The 17,894-nt window shown below is 73.9% G+C and carries 15 protein-coding genes; 10 read left to right on the top strand and 5 right to left on the bottom strand.

The window, feature by feature from the left end:
- Nucleotides 1-46 precede the first annotated feature (46 nt).
- A complete protein-coding gene (locus tag EV376_RS30245) occupies nucleotides 47-514 on the bottom strand; it encodes a histone (protein WP_165438027.1) in 468 nt (155 codons plus the stop codon).
- Nucleotides 515-815: 301 nt separating this feature from the next.
- Between EV376_RS30245 and EV376_RS18675 the strand changes: the two genes are divergently transcribed.
- Both EV376_RS18675 and EV376_RS18670 read left to right on the top strand, forming a co-directional pair.
- The gene (locus tag EV376_RS18675) at nucleotides 816-1,529 is read left to right on the top strand and encodes a DUF998 domain-containing protein (RefSeq protein ID WP_207228204.1); all 714 of its coding nucleotides are present in this window, start codon (nucleotides 816-818) and stop codon (nucleotides 1,527-1,529) included.
- Nucleotides 1,530-1,832: 303 nt separating this feature from the next.
- Complete coding sequence (locus EV376_RS18670) at nucleotides 1,833-3,380, top strand: HNH endonuclease signature motif containing protein (protein ID WP_130325005.1); 1,548 nt, start codon at nucleotides 1,833-1,835, stop codon at nucleotides 3,378-3,380.
- A gap of 312 nt (nucleotides 3,381-3,692) precedes the next feature.
- Here the strand turns inward: EV376_RS18670 and EV376_RS18665 are convergent, their stop codons facing one another.
- The gene (locus EV376_RS18665) at nucleotides 3,693-5,030 is read right to left on the bottom strand and encodes a nicotinate phosphoribosyltransferase (protein ID WP_130325003.1); all 1,338 of its coding nucleotides are present in this window, start codon (nucleotides 5,028-5,030) and stop codon (nucleotides 3,693-3,695) included.
- Between the two features lie 147 nt (nucleotides 5,031-5,177).
- Complete coding sequence (locus EV376_RS18660) at nucleotides 5,178-5,408, bottom strand: FAD-dependent monooxygenase (protein ID WP_486482687.1); 231 nt, start codon at nucleotides 5,406-5,408, stop codon at nucleotides 5,178-5,180.
- A gap of 201 nt (nucleotides 5,409-5,609) precedes the next feature.
- Here EV376_RS18660 and EV376_RS18655 point away from each other — a divergent pair, with 201 nt between their 5' ends.
- From EV376_RS18655 to EV376_RS18625, 7 genes are all read left to right on the top strand, one after another.
- Entirely contained in the window at nucleotides 5,610-6,839 is a 1,230-nt protein-coding gene (locus EV376_RS18655; protein ID WP_130324999.1) for a helix-turn-helix domain-containing protein, read from the top strand.
- A 121-nt stretch (nucleotides 6,840-6,960) separates the two neighbouring features.
- Nucleotides 6,961-7,794 carry a carbohydrate ABC transporter permease gene (locus EV376_RS18650; protein ID WP_130324997.1) on the top strand — a complete coding sequence of 278 codons (834 nt, stop codon included), beginning with the start codon at nucleotides 6,961-6,963 and terminating at the stop codon, nucleotides 7,792-7,794.
- The gene (locus tag EV376_RS18645) at nucleotides 7,791-9,077 is read left to right on the top strand and encodes an ABC transporter substrate-binding protein (protein ID WP_130324995.1); all 1,287 of its coding nucleotides are present in this window, start codon (nucleotides 7,791-7,793) and stop codon (nucleotides 9,075-9,077) included. The genes EV376_RS18650 and EV376_RS18645 overlap by 4 nt, the downstream gene beginning before the upstream one ends.
- A complete protein-coding gene (locus EV376_RS18640) occupies nucleotides 9,074-10,078 on the top strand; it encodes an ABC transporter ATP-binding protein (protein ID WP_130324993.1) in 1,005 nt (334 codons plus the stop codon). The genes EV376_RS18645 and EV376_RS18640 overlap by 4 nt, the downstream gene beginning before the upstream one ends.
- The gene (locus tag EV376_RS18635) at nucleotides 10,075-10,950 is read left to right on the top strand and encodes a carbohydrate ABC transporter permease (protein ID WP_130324991.1); all 876 of its coding nucleotides are present in this window, start codon (nucleotides 10,075-10,077) and stop codon (nucleotides 10,948-10,950) included. The genes EV376_RS18640 and EV376_RS18635 overlap by 4 nt, the downstream gene beginning before the upstream one ends.
- 20 nt (nucleotides 10,951-10,970) lie before the next feature.
- Nucleotides 10,971-11,432, top strand: coding sequence for a hypothetical protein (locus EV376_RS18630; protein ID WP_130324989.1), 462 nt, complete (start codon nucleotides 10,971-10,973; stop codon nucleotides 11,430-11,432).
- 119 nt (nucleotides 11,433-11,551) lie between these two features.
- Entirely contained in the window at nucleotides 11,552-13,942 is a 2,391-nt protein-coding gene (locus tag EV376_RS18625; RefSeq protein ID WP_486482686.1) for a WD40/YVTN/BNR-like repeat-containing protein, read from the top strand.
- A 75-nt stretch (nucleotides 13,943-14,017) separates the two neighbouring features.
- Here EV376_RS18625 and pdxY read toward each other — a convergent pair whose 3' ends face one another.
- On the bottom strand, nucleotides 14,018-14,869 hold the full coding sequence (pdxY, locus tag EV376_RS18620; RefSeq protein WP_130324987.1) for a pyridoxal kinase PdxY: 852 nt from the start codon (nucleotides 14,867-14,869) through the stop codon (nucleotides 14,018-14,020).
- A gap of 162 nt (nucleotides 14,870-15,031) precedes the next feature.
- Here pdxY and EV376_RS18615 point away from each other — a divergent pair, with 162 nt between their 5' ends.
- Complete coding sequence (locus EV376_RS18615; protein ID WP_130324985.1) at nucleotides 15,032-15,289, top strand: hypothetical protein; 258 nt, start codon at nucleotides 15,032-15,034, stop codon at nucleotides 15,287-15,289.
- 54 nt (nucleotides 15,290-15,343) lie between these two features.
- Here EV376_RS18615 and EV376_RS18610 read toward each other — a convergent pair whose 3' ends face one another.
- Nucleotides 15,344-17,758, bottom strand: a complete 2,415-nt coding sequence (locus EV376_RS18610; protein WP_130324983.1) for a M14 family metallopeptidase — start codon at nucleotides 17,756-17,758, stop codon at nucleotides 15,344-15,346.
- Between the last annotated feature and the right edge of the window lie 136 nt (nucleotides 17,759-17,894).

The raw sequence follows: 17,894 nt of genomic DNA, 5'->3' as shown, positions 1-17,894 counted from the left end.
CGGCGGACCGAAGCCGCCGAGCTGGGCCACCCGTACCGCCCGCACGTCACCTGCCCGTGCGGGAGGTACGGCGCGCTCCGAACGACTCCATGGTGGTCGCCCGCTTGGCCGACGCCTTCTTCCGGGCGGCCGTCGTCGCCGGCGCCTTCTTCGCCGCGGCCTTCGTCACAGGCGTCCGCTTCGCCGCGGGCGCCTTCTTGGCCGTGCCCCTCGTCGTGGGGGCCTTCTTCGCGACGGCCTTCGTCGCCTTCCTGGCCGCGGTCGCCTTCTCGGTCGGGCGTCGGGTCGCGGTGGCCGTGGCCGAGGTGCTCTTCTTCTGCGCGACCCGGGTCGTGGTGGCCTTCGGCTTCTCACCGGGAGTCTTGGCCGCGGTCGCCCCGGTGGCGCGCTTGGTGGCGACCGCGACCTTCTTCGCCGCCGCCCTCCGGTTCATCGGGGCCTTCTTCGCCCCGGTGGCCTTCCTGGCCCCGGTCGGCCGGCTGCCCGCCGGTTTCGCGCTCCTGCCGTCGGCCATCCTCGCTCCTCCTCGAGATCTGCCCGCCCGTGGGCGCGCCGCCGGCAGTCGGCAGCACCGGCCGGGTCCGGTCCGGGCTGGCCGAGGCGAACGGGCGCCGACGGTCGCGCCCGCCCGGTCTTCCCGCCGCTCAGGCGGGCAAACGTAACCGGGCGGCGGTGGCGCGGCCCCACCCGAAACCCGCAGGCGAATGGTGCGAGACCGGACGCGTTGACACGCCCGGCCGTACCGACTGCACTGGTGGTAGCGGCGGACGCGGGGGTGCCTCGCCGGTGACGCCGCCGGACCACCGGAGGCGACCATGGAACTCTCGCCGGTACGACGACCGCAGGACGGCCAGACGCTACGCCGCCTGCGCCTCGGAATCGGTGTCGTGGGCGTAGCGCTGCCGGTCCTCCTGATCGCCGGCCACACGCTGGTCACCGGCCGGTTGACGTTGCTGTCGTCGCTGAGCGCCTACTACTTCACCGACCTGCGGGACGTCTTCGTGGGCAGTCTGTGCGCGATCGGCGTCTTCCTGATCTCCTACCGGCACCGCAGGCTCGACGACCTGCTCAGCACCATCGCCGGTGCGTTGGCGATCATCGTCGCCCTGTTCCCGGCCGCCACGCAGCAGCCCGGCTCGGTGATCACCTCGAGCGACGTCGTCGTCGGGCGGGTACACCAGGTCGCTGCCGCGGCGCTCTTCGTCATCCTGGCGATCTTCTGCCTCGTCCTGTTTCCCCGGCGCGACCCGCGTGAGGTCCACACCCGGGTCCGCAGCGGGCTGTACTACGCCTGCGGCGGTCTCATCCTCGGCGCGATCGCGGTCGCCCTGGCGAGCAACGCGTTGCCGGAGTCCACCCGCGACGTACTCCGGCCGCTGTTCTGGTGCGAGACCGTCGCGGTGCTCGCGTTCGGCGTGGCGTGGTTCGCCAAGGGCGAGTCGATGTTCGGACCGTCGGTCGCTGGTCCGACGCCGGAGACGGCGGCTGCCGTGCCCGGCCGGACGAGTGCCACGCCGACCGGACTGTGACGTTGGGCGCGACCGGTATCACGCCCTCCGGGCCGGGACGTCGCCGCCGGAGCGCCGTCGCCGCTACCGCCTTGGACACCGCCACGGCCGTCCGGCAGAGTCAGCTGCTCGGTCGCGGCGACGAACCGTGGCGGCGAGGTCCGCCGACGCGTTCGCGCCGACAACGGCAGCGTCGCAGGTGGCTGCCCCGCGCGGGCTTGGCCGGCAGCGAACCCCGACGGGACTGCGAACACCCCGTCCGGACCGTCCATCTCGTCGGCCCGACGGCGAGATGTTGTCGTACACCCGTTCTAGGGTCGTGGAGTGTTGGACGAGCTTGCGCGGGCGGAGGTCGACACCCGACCGTGCGTGGACGCGGCCATCTGGTCGATGCCCGACCAGCAGCTCGTCGAAGCCATCGAGTCCGTGCACCGGTTGGAGCGGCGACTCGCAGCGGTGAAGCTGGCACTGGTGCGTGAGCTCGACGGGCGGGGCACGGCGGTCGCCCAGGGAGCGACGTCGACCGCGGTCTGGCTGCGCGAGCGGCTGCGCATGACGGCGCGCACCGCGCGACAGTTGGTCGCGCTCGCGGCCGTGTTGGACGCCGGTCCGGGCGGCCCGGCTACGGCCGGACCGTTGGCGGCCAGCCTGTCACAGGACGGCGCATCGCCGGACGGGGCGTTCCAGGACGGCTCGTCGGGGGGCGGCGGGTCGACCGGCTCGGGTGCCGGGTTCCCTGGGGTCCGCTCCGCTCTCGCAGACGGTCGGGTCGACGTGGAGCAGGCGCGGGTGATCGCCGAGACGGTCGTCACGGTCCGCGCCGAGGCCGGCCCGGAGGCCGCCGAGCAGGCGGCCGACCTGCTCGTCGACTGGGCCGACCAGTTCGACGCCGGTCTGCTACGCCGGCTCGCCAGCCGGATCCTCGACCACGTCGCCCCGGACGTGGCCGAACGCGCCGCCGAGAAGGCACTGGCCGCCGAGTCCGCTCGTGCCGACCGCGACCGCCACCTCACCCTGTCCCACCACAGCGACGGCAGGCTCCGCCTCACCGGCAACCTTGACAGCGAAACCGCTGCCCTGCTGCACGCCGCCCTCGACCCCCTCACCGCACCCACCGGGCCTGACGACAGCCGCACGCCGGGCCAACGCCGCCACGACGCCCTCGCCGACCTGTGCCAGCTCACCCTGCGCACCGGCCAGCTGCCCGAACGCGGCGGCGAGGCCGCCCAGATCGTCGTCACCACCACGTACGACACCCTCACCAGGCAACTCTCCGCTGGCACCCTCGACACCGGCCTGTGCGTGCCCGCCGACACCGTCCGCCGCCTCGCCTGCGACGCCGGCCTCCTCCCCACTGTCCTGGGCAGCGCCGGCCAGGTCCTCGACGTCGGCCGCCGGCGTCGCGTCATCACCGGTCCGCTGCGCCGCGCGCTCGTCCTGCGCGATCGCGGCTGCGCATTCCCGGGCTGCGACCGCCCACCCCGCTGGTGCGAGGGCCACCACCTCCGCCACTGGTCAGACGGTGGCGAGACCAGCCTCGACAACGCCGTCCTGCTCTGCCGCCACCACCACCGTCAGGTCCACCACCACGACTGGCAGGTCCGCCTCGCAGCCGACGGCCTACCCGAGTTCCTGCCGCCGGCCTGGCTCGACCCCGACCGCCGGCCCCGCCGCAACCACCACCACCGCCCGCACCTTCAGCGCACGCCACGCGCCGCCCTGGGCGCCGACCTCCGGAGCCCCACGCCCCACCGACGCGGCAGTGGGCGTCGGCCCTCGGGCAGCCGGCCGGCTGCGACCGCCAACCGGTCACCACAACCGCCCGCAAGGCGAACCCTGGCCAGGGCGCCCACCCGCCCCCAGCCACCGTGAGCCGGTAGCCACGACCCTCGCCGTGCCCGGCCAGCCGGATACGTCCACAGTGCGGAGGCCCGAACGCACGAAGATCTCGACGACTCCGACCGCCCAGGTTTCCCCCGCTGGTGTCGACCCACGCCGCGGGGTGAGACGTGCGCCCAGGCCTCAGTGCTCGCTCGCTGGCGGGGAAACCACGACCGCCCGGCCACGCTCAACGTGCGCACGGCCCGGCAACCGTAGGGTCGGCACGACCCGCGCCCCGGCCCGCCCGCGCAGCGCACCGCGTCACCTTCCGCCGCCCGACCACATCCCCCGCCGCGGTCGGCGTCACGGAGCCGTGACGCCCACCTGGGCGGCCACCCGCTCGTGCAGCGCGGCCAGCGCGGGGCTGACCGTGGCCGTGAGCGGTACCGGGTCCGCCAGCCGGCGCGCCGGCTCCGGCAGCCACGCGAGGTCGGCGTCGAAGCGCTCCCGGGCGGCGCGTACCGCACCGGTCGGATCGACGGTGTCGAGCCGCTCTCCACCCTGCATCACCGGCACCAGCAGCGCCTCCCGACCCGGCGGTACCGGTTCGTCGCGCAGACCGACGACGTCCCCGGCCGAACCGGCGCGGTCGCGGAAGACCTGCTTGGCGCCGGGCAGGGTGGCCTTGCCCGGGGACAGCTTGAGCACCGGACGGTCCCCAACGGCGACGAGCTTGTAGGCGCTGTCCAGCGACGGCGCGTCGTAGGAGACGCCCATCTTCGTGCCCACGCCGTACGCGTCGATCGGCGCGCCCGCCGCGACGAGCCCGGCGATCACGTCCTCGTCGAGGCTGCCGCTGGCCACGATCCGCACGTGGTTCAGCCCTGCTTCGTCGAGGATGGCGCGCGCCTGCCGGGCCAGGCCGGCGAGGTCCCCCGAGTCCAGCCGGACCCCGGCCGGCCCGGTCAGGCCCAGTTCCCGGATGACGTCGACGGCCGCCCGCACGCCGCCGGGAGTGTCGTAGGTGTCGACCAGGAAGATCGGGTTGATGGGAAAGTCGGCGGCGAACGCCCGGAACGCGGCCCGCTCGTCGGGGAACGCCTCCACGTACGAGTGGGCCATCGTGCCGGACGGCGGCAGCCCGTACCGATGGGCGGCCTCGACGTGGCTGGTCGCGCCGAACCCGGCGATGGCCGACGCCCGCGCCACGCCGGCGCCGGCGTCCACCCCGTGGGTACGGCGGAACGCGAAATCCACCAGTTGCGCATCCCCGGCGGCGAGGCGGCAGCGGGCCGCCTTGCTGGCGATCGTGGTCTGGAAGGTGATCACGTTCAGCAGGCCGGTCTCGACCAGTTGGGCCTCGGCGATCGGCGCGGTCACCTCGAGCAGCGGCTCGTCGGCGAACACCACCCGGCCCTCCGGCACCGCCCACACGTCGCCGGTGAAGCGCAGCACGGACAGCGCGGTCAGGGCCGGCTTGTCGAACCCGACGACGTCGCGCAGGTACGCCAGGTCGTCGCCGTCGAACGCGAAGGTCTCCAGGAAGGTCAGCGCCTCGTCGAGTCCGGCGGCGACCAGGAAGCCCCGATCGCGCGGCAGGCGACGGACGAACAGGCTGAACGTGGCGCGGTCGGTCATGTCGCGCCGCAGGTAGCTGGCGGCCATCCGCAGCTCGTACAGGTCGGTCCGCAGCCCGGTCATGTCACCTCCTCGCTGGCGCCGGGCGGGCCGGCGCCGGCCGTCGTCCCACGCACCCACTGTCGTGGAACCGGTGCGACGGCGTGCGGAAACGCCACAACCGCCGCCGGACCGCGCCGTGCCGGCACGGCGGGACCGGCGGGCGGCCGGTCAGCCGGCGAGGACCTCCAGGGTGCGGGGCTGGATGGCCAGGGCCCGCGACTCGGGCACCCGGTCGAGGGACCGGTCGACGACGCGTACCTCGACCCCGAGGGCGGTCAGCTGCGCCGCCATCGTGAGCCCGGTCGGGCCCGCGCCCACCACCAGCACCTCGTGCATCGCCGCCCCCGGAACCGCCGGTCGCCACCCGTCGTGACGATAGCCTCCGCAGCGACCCCGCACGCCGGTCGCGGCTCGCCGGCCCTCTTCCCGCGCGGCTGCCACCGGTCGGCGGCGGGCTTGCCGTCAGCTTCCGGTGCGGACCGGGCGGGAGCGCCGGCCGTAACGATCGGACCTGGTTGAGCGCTCTCCGCAGGTGTAGACAGAAAGTCTGATCATGACGTGCCCGGGCGCTCCCGGTGGTCGGGCACGGGAGGGAGCCTGGTGCAGGGCGAGCTGCAACGGATCGTCGACGCCGTGGCCGCCCACGCCGGTCGGCCCGCCCTGATCGAGGACCGGCGGCAGCGGGTCGTCGTCTACAGCGAACAGACCGGGCTGATGGACGAGGTACGGCGGGCGTCGATCCTGCGCCGGCAGACCACCCCCGAGGTGATCGCCTGGCTGCGTGGGTTCGGCATCGCCGACGCCCGTGCGCCGGTGCGCACCCCGGCCCACCCCGACCTGGGCCTGCTGCCCCGGCTCTGCGTACCGGTACGCCACCACGACCTGCTGCTCGGCTTCGTGTGGTTCATCGATCCCGACGGCACCATGGCCGACGTCGACCTGGCGGCGACCGGGCTGCTCAAGGAGCTGTCCCTGGCCCTGTACCGGGAGAACCTGCTCGGCGAGCTGGCCGCGCAACGCGAGACCGAGGCGGCACGGACGCTGCTCGCGGACAGCCCGGAGACCCGCGAGCAGGCGGTCCGGACGCTGCTGGAGGCGGGCATGGTCGCCACCGACGGGCCGACGACGGTGCTCGTGGCGCGTCTGGTCGCCCCGGCTGAGCGGCAGCCGGACGAGCGGGCCCGCATCGCCCTGGAGCAGTGCCTGGTGGCCGCGCGGCGGCGGGCCGGCGTCCGCGAGGCGCTGCACCTGGTCCGCCACGACCACGGGGTGCTGCTGCTGCCCGCCGAGCCGGCCGCCGGCCGGCCGGCCCCGGAGGCGGCCGCCCGGCACCTGGACGACGACCTGCGGCAGGTGACCCGCCCCCTGGCCTCGGTGGAGCGGACCGTGGTCGGTGTCGGCCGGGCCCGCCCGCGCCTGGTGGACGCCGTCGAGTCGTACGCGGAGGCACTGCACGCCGCCCGGGTCGGCGCGCGACTGCCGGCGCTGGGTCGCGTGGTGTCCTGGTCGGGGCTGGGCGTCTACCGGGCGCTGGCCCGGCTCGGCGAGCACGACCTCGACGTGGCAGACGTCCACCCGGGCCTGGCCCGGCTGCTCGACGGCGCGGGCAACCAGGTGCTGCTGACCACCCTGGAGCGCTACCTGGACCTGGCCGGCAACGCCCACGCCACCGCCGCGGAGCTCCGGCTGCACCGCACCACGCTGTACTACCGGCTGCAACGCATCGAGGAGCTCGCCGGCACCGACCTGAAGGACGGCGGCGAGCGGCTCTGCCTGCACCTGGCGCTGAAGCTGGCCCGGCTGACCGGGCGCCACCAGGCCGAGGAGTGAGCGTGCGACAGGCGTAGCAAGGCGGAATGCGGATCTTCGACAGGTGCCTGATGACCCGCCGGCGCGGCGGTTCATAGGTTCGGCGGGACCCGCGCGGCGGGTCGTTCGAGGGGGTGGTGCGGTGGCCGGGCGGTGGCTCGGACGGTACGTCGTGCCGGCCCTGGTCGCGGCGCTGTTCGTGGCCCCGCTCTGGTTCATGGTCGTCGGCTCCCTGCGGCCCACCGGCACCGCTCCGCCCCGCACGCTGGAGCTGTGGCCGGCCGAACCGACGACGGCCGCGTACGCGCGGCTGCCGGAACTCGTGCCGCTGTTCCGCTACCTGGCGAACTCCGCGCTGGTGGTCGCGCTGGCCGTCCCGCTGACCGTGCTGGTCGCGTCGCTGACCGGGTTCGGGCTGCGGCTGCTCCCCCGCGCGGCGCGGCGGCGGGCGCTGCTCGCCCTGCTCGCGCTGCTGCTGGTGCCGGTCACCGCGGTGTGGGCCACCCGCTTCGAGCTGTTCCGGCTGGCCGGGGTCGTCGACACGTACCTGCCGCTGCTGGCGCCGGCGACGCTCGCCGTCAGCCCGTTCCTGGTCCTGCTGTACGCGTGGAGCTTCGGCGGCGTCCCGGACAGCCAGTTGCAGGCCGCCCGCCTGGAGGGCGCCGGATGGCTCACCATCTGGCGGCGGCTGGCGATGCCGCAGGTGAAGCCGGCGACCCTGGCGGTGGCGGTGCTCGCCTTCACCTTCCACTGGTCCAACTTCATCGACCCCCTGCTGTACCTGACCAGCGGCGACCGCTACACGTGGCCGCTCGGCCTGCGATTCCTGCTGCTGCTCAACCCGACCGACTGGCCGCTGCTGATGGCCGGCTGCGTGGTGGCCACCGCGCCCTGCGTGGCGGTGTTCCTGCTGGCGCAGCGGATCCTGCTGTCGGACGACCCCCTGGCGGCACTGCGAGCGAAAGGACGCCGATGACCTCCTCCTGGCGACGGGCCTGCGCGGCCCTGTTCACCCTCCTGCTGGTCGCCACCGGCTGCGGGTCCGGTGACGAGGCCGACGACAACGGGATCACCGTCGTGCTGTTCGGCGACGCCGAGGAGGTCGCCGGCTACCGCGCCATGGTGGCCGGCTTCACCGCGGCCAACCCGGACGTCGACGTCACCCTGTCCCCGGTGGCCACCCAGGACGAGCTGATGGCGCGGCTGACCACGTCCTTCGCCGGCGGCCGACCGCCGGACGTGTTCCTGCTGAACTACCGCCGGTACGGGCAGTTCGCCGCGCAGGGCGCGATCGAGCCGGTCCAGTCGTACCTGGACGACAGCAGCGCGATCAAGGAGAGCGACTTCAGCCCGCGCGCGCTCGACGCGTTCCGGTTCGACGGGAAGACCTTGACCTGCCTGCCGCAGAACCTGTCGTCCCTGGTCGTCTACTGGAACACCGACCTGTTCCGGGCGGCCGGCGTCGCCCCGCCGACGGCCGGCTGGACCTGGGACGACTTCCTCGCCGCCGCGAAGGCGCTGACCCGCGACGGCCGGTACGGGGTGGGCGTCGAGCCGTCCGTCGCGCGGCTCGCGCCGTTCGTCTGGTCCAACCGCGGTGAGCTGGTCGACGACCCGGCCCGCCCGACCGCGCTGACGCTGCGCGGCGACCCGGCCGCCCGGCAGGCGGTCGACTGGTTCCTCGACCTCCAGTCGCGGCACCGGGTCGTCCCACCGGACGCGGCGGAGCAGAGCGAGTCCAGCGAGGCCCGCTTCCTGCGCGGCACGCTCGGCATGTACCTGAGCAGCCGGGTCGCCGTGCCCACCCTGCGCACCATCACCGGCTTCACCTGGGACGCGGCGCCGCTGCCAGTGGCGCCCGGCGGCGTGCCGGCGTCGATCCTGCACAGCGACGCGTACTGCATGAGCGCGGGCCTGCCCGACCACCGGCGGGCGTGGCGGTTCATCGAGTACGCGATGGGCGCCGACGGGCAGCGCACGCTCGCCGAGTCCGGGCGCACCGTGCCGTCCCGCCTCGACGTGGCCGACTCCCCCGCCTTCCTCGACCCGGCGAAGCCACCCCGTTCGTCCCGGGTGTACCTGGATGCCGAGCCGCACCTGCGCGCCACCCCCCGCACCGCCACCTGGGCGCGCGTGGAGAAGGAGGCGGACACCCTGCTGGCGGAGGTGTTCTACGGCCGCGTCGACCGGGAGGAGGGGCTGCGCCGGCTGGAGGAGACCGTCCGTCCCCTGTTCACCCTGCCGGTGGGGGGCAAGTGACCGAACGGGGGCACATCCAGCTTGAGGGGCTGACCCGGTCGTACGGGCGGACCACCGCCGTCGACGGCGTCGACCTGGCGGTGCGGGCCGGGGAGCTGGTCACCCTGGTCGGGCCGTCCGGGTCGGGCAAGTCGACGATCCTGCGGCTGATCGCCGGTCTCGACCGGCCGGACGCCGGCCGGATCCTGGTCGACGGCGTCGACGTGGCCGGCGTGCCGCCGCACCGGCGGGCGGTGGCGATGGTGTTCCAGGACTACGCGCTCTTCCCGCACCTCACCGTCCACGGCAACCTCACCTTCGGTCCACGCGTACGCCGGGTGGGCCGCGCCGAGGCCGACCGGCGGGCCCGCGCCGCCGCCGAGCGGCTCGGCATCGGCGACCTGCTGGACCGCTACCCCGACCAGATGTCCGGCGGGCAGCGGCAGCGCGTCGCGCTGGCCCGGGCACTGCTGCGCGACCCCAGCGTCTACCTGCTCGACGAGCCGCTCGCCAGCCTGGACGCGCCGCTGCGCTTCGCCACCCGCGCCGACCTGCTCGCCCTGCACCGCGAGCTGCGCACCACCACCGTCCACGTCACGCACGACCAGCACGAGGCGATGACCCTCGGCGACCGGGTGGTGGTCCTGGCCGCCGGGCGGGTGCGGCAGGTCGGCCCGCCCCAGCAGGTGTACGACGAGCCGGCCGACACGTTCGTCGCCGGGTTCCTGGGCAGCCCGCCGATGAACCTGGTCGGTGGTGGCGGTGTGCTCGGCGGCGACCCGGACGTGACGCTCGGCGTACGCCCCGAGGACCTGGCGCTCGACGGCGCGGGACCGGTGACCGCCACCGTCGAGGCGGTGGAGGCCCTCGGCAGCGAGGCGATCCTGCTCACCCGCTGCCCGGACGGCACCCGGCTCACCGTGCGCACCGGCCCCCGCCCCGGGGTGGGGCCCGGCGCGGAGGTGCGGCTGCGCCCCGACCGGCTGCACCGGTTCGACGCGGCCACCGGGCGGCGCCGGTGACCCGCCCCCGCCCGCCGCTGACCGGTTGGGCCTTCCTCGCCCCGTACGCGGTCGCGGTGGCCCTGCTGGTCCTGGTGCCGGCGGCGTTGAACGTGGCGTACGCGTTCACCGACCACACCGGGCTGACCCGCGACCCCCGGTTCGTCGGGCTGGCCAACGTCCGGCGGCTGCTCGACGACGGGTTCCTGCTGGACAGCCTGGCGGCGTCGCTGTTCCACGTGGCGCTCGCCGTGCCGGTGCGGTTCGTCGCGGCGGTCGGGCTCGGCCTGCTGCTCGCCGCACCGCGGCCCGGCGGGCGGTGGTTCCGCACCGCCGTCTACCTGCCGACGGTGATTCCCGACGTGGCGCTGGCAGTGCTGTTCCTGTGGGTGCTCAACCCGCTGTACGGGCCGCTGAACCAGTTCCTCGGGCTGGTCGGGCACCCCGGGTTCAACTGGCTCGCCGACCCGACCACCGCCCGGATCGGCGTGGTGCTGATGCTGGCCTTCCCGATCGGCGAGGGGTTCGTCGTGGTGCTCGCCGCCCGTCGGCTGCTCGACCGCCGGCTGTACGAGGCGGCGGCGCTGGAGGGCTGCGGGCCGTTCGGTCAGCTGCGCCGGCTGACGCTGCCGCTGCTCGCGCCGGTGCTGGTGCTGCTGGCCGTGCGGGACACCATCCTCACGCTGCAGGTCAACTTCGTGCCGGCGTACGTGCTGACCGACGGGCGACCCGCCAACGCCACCCTCTACCTGCCGGTCTACATCTTCGACCAGGCCTTCGAGTTCGCCGGGTTCGCGTACGGGTCGCTGGTCACCATCCTGCTGATGCTGGTCACCGCCGTGATCATCGCGGGGTTGCTGCTGGCGGTCCGGCGCTGGCGGGTGCTGCGGTGAGCGTGGCATCCTGCATCCCCATGAGACTCCGGGCCCTCGCCGCCGTCGCCGCCCTCGCCCTGCTGGCCGGCTGCGGCGGCGCGGAGACCCCGGCCGGCGGCAACCGTGACCTCCTGGCGAACCTGCCCAGCTGCGACCGGGTGCCGCTGGACCAGGAGCCGGAGGTCGCCGCGTCCGTGCCGGGCCTGGTGCTGCCCGACGGCGCCCGGGTCACCAGCGTCGTCGAGCAGGGCGCGCTGACCAGCGTGCAGGCCACCGTCCGGATGTCCCCGTTGGACGTGCGGGCGCACTACGAGCAGCGCACCGACATCGAGCTGCTGCGCGTCGAGGACGAGATCTTCGAGACCGAGGTGCTGGCCCGTGCGCAGGATCGGCGGATGTACCTGCGGGCCGGGGCACTCTGCTCGGACGGCGCCACGCTGACCGCGATGGTGGGCCCGGACTCCGACGACGCCGGGCTGCCGGAGTTCCGCAGCGGCTGACCGGCCTCGACACCTGTCCTAACCGGACGGCGGGTTTCCCGACAGATGATCGGTGACGTTCACCGATGCGCTGTCTAGCGTGCCCACAAGACCGTCCGCGTAAGGACAGGAGATACCGCATGGACCTGACCCTCGCCCGACGTCGTCGCGGGCTGACGGCGACGGCGCTGCTGGCGCTGACCGCCGCGGTCGCGCTGACGGCGTCGTCCAGTCCACCGCCCGCCGCACAACCGTCGCTGGCCACCAGCTCGCCCACCGGGCCGATGGAACTCCCCGACGAGTGGATGACCGCCCAGCGGATGAGCGACGGCAGCACCGACCTGTCCGCCGCCAAGTACACCCGCGCCCGCGGCGAGGCGAACCAGCTCGCCGCCCGCACCCGCAGCGTCTACCGGCCGCTCGCCGAGCGACAGTGGTCGTTCTTCGGCCCCACCAACATCGGTGGCCGGGTCGTCGACATCGCGGTGGACCCGCAGGTGCCGGACCAGCTGTTCATCGCCGCCGCCTCCGGCGGCGTGTGGAAGTCCAGCGACGCCGGGGCCACCTTCACCACCGCGTGGCCGGACGGCTGGGGCCAGGCCATGGGCGCGGTCGCCATGACCAGCGACGGGATGCTGTTCGCCGGCACCGGCGAGGCGCAGCCCGGCGGCGGCTCGATCACCTTCGGCGGCGACGGGATCTACCGGTCCACCGACCGGGGCGCCACCTGGGAGCACGTCGGCCTCGCCGACAGCCACGCCATCGCCCGCTTCGCCATCGACCCGAGCAACGAGGACCGGATCTTCGCGGCGGCCAGCGGCAACCTGTTCGTCCCCGGCGGTGAGCGCGGCGTCTACCTCACCGAGGACGGCGGTGACAACTGGCGGCAGGTCCTCGCCCCGCCGAACGGCACCACCGGCGCCACCGAGGTCGTCATCGACCCGACCAACCCCAACCGGGTGTACGCGGCGATGTGGGACCACCTGCGCGAGCCGAACCAGCGCACGTACGGCGGCCCGGGCTCGAGCCTCTGGCGCTCCGACGACGGCGGCGCCACCTGGGAGCGGATGAGCACCGGCCTGCCCACCGACGCCGACCAGGGCCGCTGGGGTCTCGCGCTGGCGCCGAGCAACCCGCAGCGCCTGTACGCCTACGTCGGCACCGCCCTCGGCCCGTTCCGGGCCTTCTACCGCTCCGACGACGGCGGTGACACCTGGACGCAGACCCCGGTGACCGCCGGGCAGGCGTCCCAGTCGACGTTCAGCTGGTGGTTCGGCAAGCTCTTCGTCGACCCGACCGACGAGAACCACCTGTTCCTGACGGGCGTCAACCTGATGCGCTCCACCAACGGCGCGCAGAGCTTCTCCTCCGTCGGCGGGGTCCACGCCGACCAGCACGCCATGCGCTGGGACCCGAAGGTCCCGGGCCGGGTCTACCTGGGCAACGACGGCGGCTTCTACCGGTCGCAGGTCAACGGCGCCGGCGGCTGGGTCAAGTCCACCTACGAGCCCTACACCCAGTTCTACACGGTGGACGTGGCGCAGACCGACCCGACGCTGAAGGTCGGCGGCGCCCAGGACAACGGCTGCAACCGTGGCTACAACGGCGTGGGCGGCCCGTGGAACGCGATCGGCTGCGGTGACGGGCTCCAGACGATCATCCACCCGGAGAACCCGAACATCGTCTTCGGGTGCAGCCAGTACGGCTCCTGCTACCGGTCGGAGAGCGCCGGCGGCACCCCGCGCCAGACCATCGGGGCGGGGCAGACGACCTCGCAGCGGCGCAACTGGCTCACCCCGCTGCAGTTCGACCCGAGCGACCCGAACGTCATGTACTACGCCGGGAACATCGTGAACCGGTCGACGGACAACGGTCGCACCTGGACGGCGATCAGCCCCGACCTCACCGGCGGCGGCCCGAACGACCCGTCCGGCTACCCGTGGGGCACCATCACCACCATCGCCGCCGCGCCCACCGACGGCGACACGCTGTACGTCGGCACCGACGACGGCCGGCTCTGGTGGACCGACGACCTGGGAGCGAACTGGAACCAGGTCGACCCGGCGCAGCTGCCCGGCACCTGGGTCACCCGCGTCGCGGTGCACCCGAAGGACGCCAAGATCGCGTACGCGACGTTCTCCGCCTTCCGTGCCGGCAGCGACCGGGCACACGTCATGATGACCCGCGATGGCGGCCGGACCTGGACCGACATCGGCCGGGGCCTGCCGGACGCGCCGGTCAACTCGGTGGTACCGACCGGTGACGGACTGCTGCTCGCCGGCACCGACGTCGGTGTCTACGTGTCGGCGTGGAACGGCGGCGAGTGGGCCGCGCTCGGCGCCGACCTGCCGCAGGCGCCCGTGATGTACCTGCGCTGGCACGAGCCGTCCCGTCAGCTGACGGCGGCGACCTTCGGCCGGGGCATCTACGACCTGACCGTGCCGCGCTGCCCGGCGGCGTCGGCGAAGCTGCCCCTGAAGGACCCGGGGGTCGGCGTGGTGGGCGTCCTGTCGTCCTGCCGCGCGGGCTAGTTCCCGCCGGAGGCCACCTCCCCCGGGATCGGGGGAGGTGGCCTCCGGGCTGTCCGGCTGCCGGCTCCGGCCGGTTCAGCGCAGCCGGCGGGCGGGGAAGCGGGCGGGCGGGTTCGCGATCGCCTCCTGGGCGGCGACCAGCTGGATCTCCCGGGTGCCGGCGGCCAGGGTGGCCTCGAGGACGGTGAAGATGGACGCGGTGGTGCGTTCCAGGGCCGTCGCGGGCGACCCGGTGCTGTGCAGGTGTGCCAGGTACAGCGCCGCGGTGATGTCACCGCCGCCGTTCGGGTTGATCGGCAGCAGCGGGGTGGTCACCACCCACGCGCCCTCGTCCGACACGGCCACCACCTCCAGCGACCCCTCCGGCAGGTCGCCGTGCAGCACGCTGGTGACCAGCACGTGCCGCGGCCCGGTCGCGCGGACGGCGTCGACCGCCGCCAGCAGCTCGTCGGGGGAGTTCGTCGCGCGGCCGGCGAGGAACTCCAGCTCGAACTGGTTCGGGGTGATGATGTCGGCGCGCGGCACGACCACGTCCCGCAGGTACTCGGGGATGCCCGGCCGCACGAACATGCCCCGACCGACGTCGCCCATCACCGGGTCACAGCAGTAGATCGCGTCCGGGTTGGCGGTCTTCACCAGGGTCACCGCGTCGAGGATCACCGCGCCCATCGCCGGGTCGCCCTGATAGCCCGACAGCACCGCGTCGGCGTCGCCGAGCACCCCGCGGTCGGCGATGCCCGCGATCACCTCGGCGACGTCGGAGGGCGCCAGCAGCGGGCCACGCCACGCGCCGTACCCGGTGTGGTTGGAGAAGTGCACCGTCAGCACCGGCCACACCTCGTGACCGAGGCGTTGCAGCGGGAAGACGGCGGCCGAGTTGCCGACGTGCCCGTACGCGACCGACGACTGGATGGACAGGATCCGCACCGGCCCATCATCGCGGTTCGACACCCGCCGATGTCCGGGCGGGCGGCGCGCGGCGGGCACGGCCGGGAGATCGTGGCGGAGTTCGGCCGCCAGGGGCCGGTTCCGCCCCTGATCGGCCCCTGGGGACTCCCCTTGCCTGACCGCGTGGCGCACCATGGACCGATGCGGATCGCTCGTCTCGTCGGGTGGCTCGGCCTGGCCGCGCACCTGGTCCTCGCCTTCTTCTACGCGGTGAGCGGCCTGGTCATGCCGGCCTGGGCGCTGGCCGGGCTCCTGATCGTGTGGCTGGCGCTGCTGGCCGTGGCCATCCGGCTGCTGCGGGAGCGGCCGGCGTTCGTGCCGTTGGTGCCGCTGGCGGCCGTCGTGATCTGGCTGGCCGTCGTCTCGGCCGGTGACGCCTGGCTGGACTGGACGGCCTGAGCCCGCGGAGCCGGCGGCGCCCCCGGTACGGGGACGCCGCCGGCGTGCGGTGGCTCAGCCCGTCGGCAGCGCCGCCACCGCCTTGCGGTAGTTGCGGCCGTTGCCGTCCGGGCGGTAGTTGTTCTCGACGTTGCCCGCCGAGTCCACGGAGAACCAGTGGACCGTCGTGCCCGCCGGCACGGTCAGCGTCTCGCCGCCCTCGCGGATGCCCGCCGAGCCGTACAGGGTCGACGAGTAGGATGGCGCGCTGCGGTCGAGGGTGTAGAAGACCGCCGCCGGTTCGCTGACGTCGAACGTCACGTCGACCATGCCTGCCGTCGCGCTGGGCGACACGGTCAGCGTGCTCTTCGGGCGCTGCTTGTCCCGGGCGAAGTCGCGGGCCACCCGCATCATCTCGACCAGGCCGTTGGCGAACTCCATGGTCTCGTGGTGCGCCTCCTCCCACTGCGGCTGGAAGGAGGTGCCGACCTCGAAGTTCCACGCGTAGATGCCGTACTTGTACCAGAGCATGTCGCCGGAGTTGCCGGCCGCCGAGTACAGCACGTCCGAGATCGGGCCGGTGCGCGCCGGCGTGACCGCCATGTTGCGGTGCCGCTTGATCGCGGTGAGGATCCGCGACGACGCGCCCCAGAACGCGGACTCCTCGGCGAGCGTCGGCCGTGGCGCGGAGATCCGGCCGGGGACGGCGTACGCGCCGGGCGACCACATGAAGTAGTTGCCCGAGGAGTGCAGGTTCATCGAGAACCGGATGTTCGGCCGGCTGGCCAGCCAGTCGACGTTCCGGTTCTCCGGCTCGGACAGCTCGGCCGGGCCGGCGTACGTGCCGCTGGTGCAGCTCGTCGAGGCGCCGGAGTAGCCGTCGAACAGGCTGTACTCGGTGTAGTTGCGGTTGTTGTCGACGCCCCACGAGTCCCGGCCGAGGAAGTCGGCCGCCCCGGTCAGCGGGCAGTGGTTGGTCATGTTCTTGCGCTGCGAGTTGAAGTCGTAGAACGAGTAGTGCCCGCCGTCCGGGTTGACCGACGGGGCGATCCAGATGTCCAACTCGTTGAGCAGCTGCTTGGTCCGCCCGTCGTGCGCGTAGTTGCGCAGCAGCCGCTCGGCGGTCTCGATGGTGACCAGCGGCGGCACCCATTCCCGGGCGTGCTCCTGCGCGTAGGCGAGGACGCCGGTCTTCGACCCGTCGCGGTGCTTGCCGATCCGGATCGCGTACACCGGGTGCGGATCGCGGGAGACCGAGGCCGGCGCGCTCAGGTCGTCGGTGAGCTGGGTCCGCGCCGCCGGCGCGACCACGCCGGTGCCCGGGCTGCCCCGATAGGTGTACGCCCGCAGCAGCGACCCGGCCTGCGCGTTGAGGGCCGCGACGACCTGGGCGGCGGTGCTGGTGACCGCGCCACCGGCGTCGGTGGCGAGGCCGACCCGCACGGCGGTGCCGGTCACGGTGACCGTCAGCGGGGCGTTCGGTGCGCCCGGGTCGGCGAGCTCGACGGAGATGTCGTTGCCGCCCTGGTGGCCCCAGGCGAGCGAGTCGACGGCGACCCGGCTGGCGGTGGCGGTGCCGAGCACGGCCTGCGCCTTGCGCCGGTAGCCGTTGGTCTTGTACGGCAGCTCGACGATCTCGGCCAGCTGCGGGAACTCGGCGGCCAGGGCCTTGATCCGGTCGTACAGCTCAGTGGGCGTCTGGTAGCTGGTGATGAAGTCCCGCTGGTAGCCGGGGCCCTCCGGGTCGTCGTCCGGGATCGGCAGCCACTCCTGGACCTTCGCGACGGCGACGTCGCCCGTGGGGCTGGTGATCCGCACGTACTCCGGCTTGGCGGTGACCTGGGCGGCACCCCGGTGGTAGAGGTACACGCCGGCGTCGACGAACCGGGAGATGTTCTGCGTGCCGCCGGAGCCGATCTCGGTGCCCGGGCCGCTGTCACGCTCGACGGTGAGGGCGTTGGTGGCGGTCTGGCCCTGGGCCCACTTGGCCTCCACGGACAGGATCTGATTGGTCCCGGAGGTGTAGTAGTCGGCCCGGATGATCTTGACGTCGGAGGTGGTGGCGGTGGCCGCGAAGCTGTTGTTCTCCGCGCGGTGCGCCGCGATGGTCGCCTCCCGCTCGTCGACGCGGGCCTGCGCGTCGGCCGGGCGGTGCAGGACCTCGCCCAGCCGGTAGCCGGCGGCGGTGAGCCGGGCCGCCTCGCTCGGTGTCACGACCGCGTGCACGACCAGGCCGTCCTCGACCTGCGAGACGTGGTGGTCGAGGTCGACACCGGTGGCCACCAGCTCGTCGAGCTGCGCGGTGCCGTCGAGGAGCACCTCGACGACGTTGGCCTCCTCACCGGCGACGGGACCCGCGTCCGCGGCGGGTGCGGCCGCCTCCGGCACGACGGCCACGGCGGGGCTGACCAGGAGTACGGCGGCCGAGGAGGCCGCCAGGAGCACGGGCAGGCGGTGTCGCCACCGCCGGCCGGAGGAACCGAACATCATTGTCCGCCCTTCTCGGATCCCGGCGTGCGGCGACAGTGGGAGGGTGCCGCGGGGCGCTCGGAACCGACCGGTCCGCTACCTCAGCTCCAGACGACAGCGGTCGGCGTGGGCGCCGTGGCGCCCGGCGGCGTCGGGG

This window comes from Micromonospora sp. CNZ295 (assembly GCF_004217535.1).
This window is presented reverse-complemented; position numbering and strand designations above follow the sequence as displayed.

Bases quoted from the DNA above. Each gene is read 5' to 3' on its own strand.
- EV376_RS18625 (WP_486482686.1), top strand. From the start codon at position 11,552: ATGGACCTGACCCTCGCCCGACGTCGTCGCGGGCTGACGGCGACGGCG.
- EV376_RS18675 (WP_207228204.1), top strand. From the start codon at position 816: ATGGAACTCTCGCCGGTACGACGACCGCAGGACGGCCAGACGCTACGC.
- EV376_RS18665 (WP_130325003.1), bottom strand. From the start codon at position 5,030: ATGACCGGGCTGCGGACCGACCTGTACGAGCTGCGGATGGCCGCCAGC.
- EV376_RS18630 (WP_130324989.1), top strand. From the start codon at position 10,971: ATGAGACTCCGGGCCCTCGCCGCCGTCGCCGCCCTCGCCCTGCTGGCC.
- EV376_RS30245 (WP_165438027.1), bottom strand. From the start codon at position 514: ATGGCCGACGGCAGGAGCGCGAAACCGGCGGGCAGCCGGCCGACCGGG.
- EV376_RS18610 (WP_130324983.1), bottom strand. From the start codon at position 17,758: ATGATGTTCGGTTCCTCCGGCCGGCGGTGGCGACACCGCCTGCCCGTG.
- EV376_RS18645 (WP_130324995.1), top strand. From the start codon at position 7,791: ATGACCTCCTCCTGGCGACGGGCCTGCGCGGCCCTGTTCACCCTCCTG.
- EV376_RS18615 (WP_130324985.1), top strand. From the start codon at position 15,032: ATGCGGATCGCTCGTCTCGTCGGGTGGCTCGGCCTGGCCGCGCACCTG.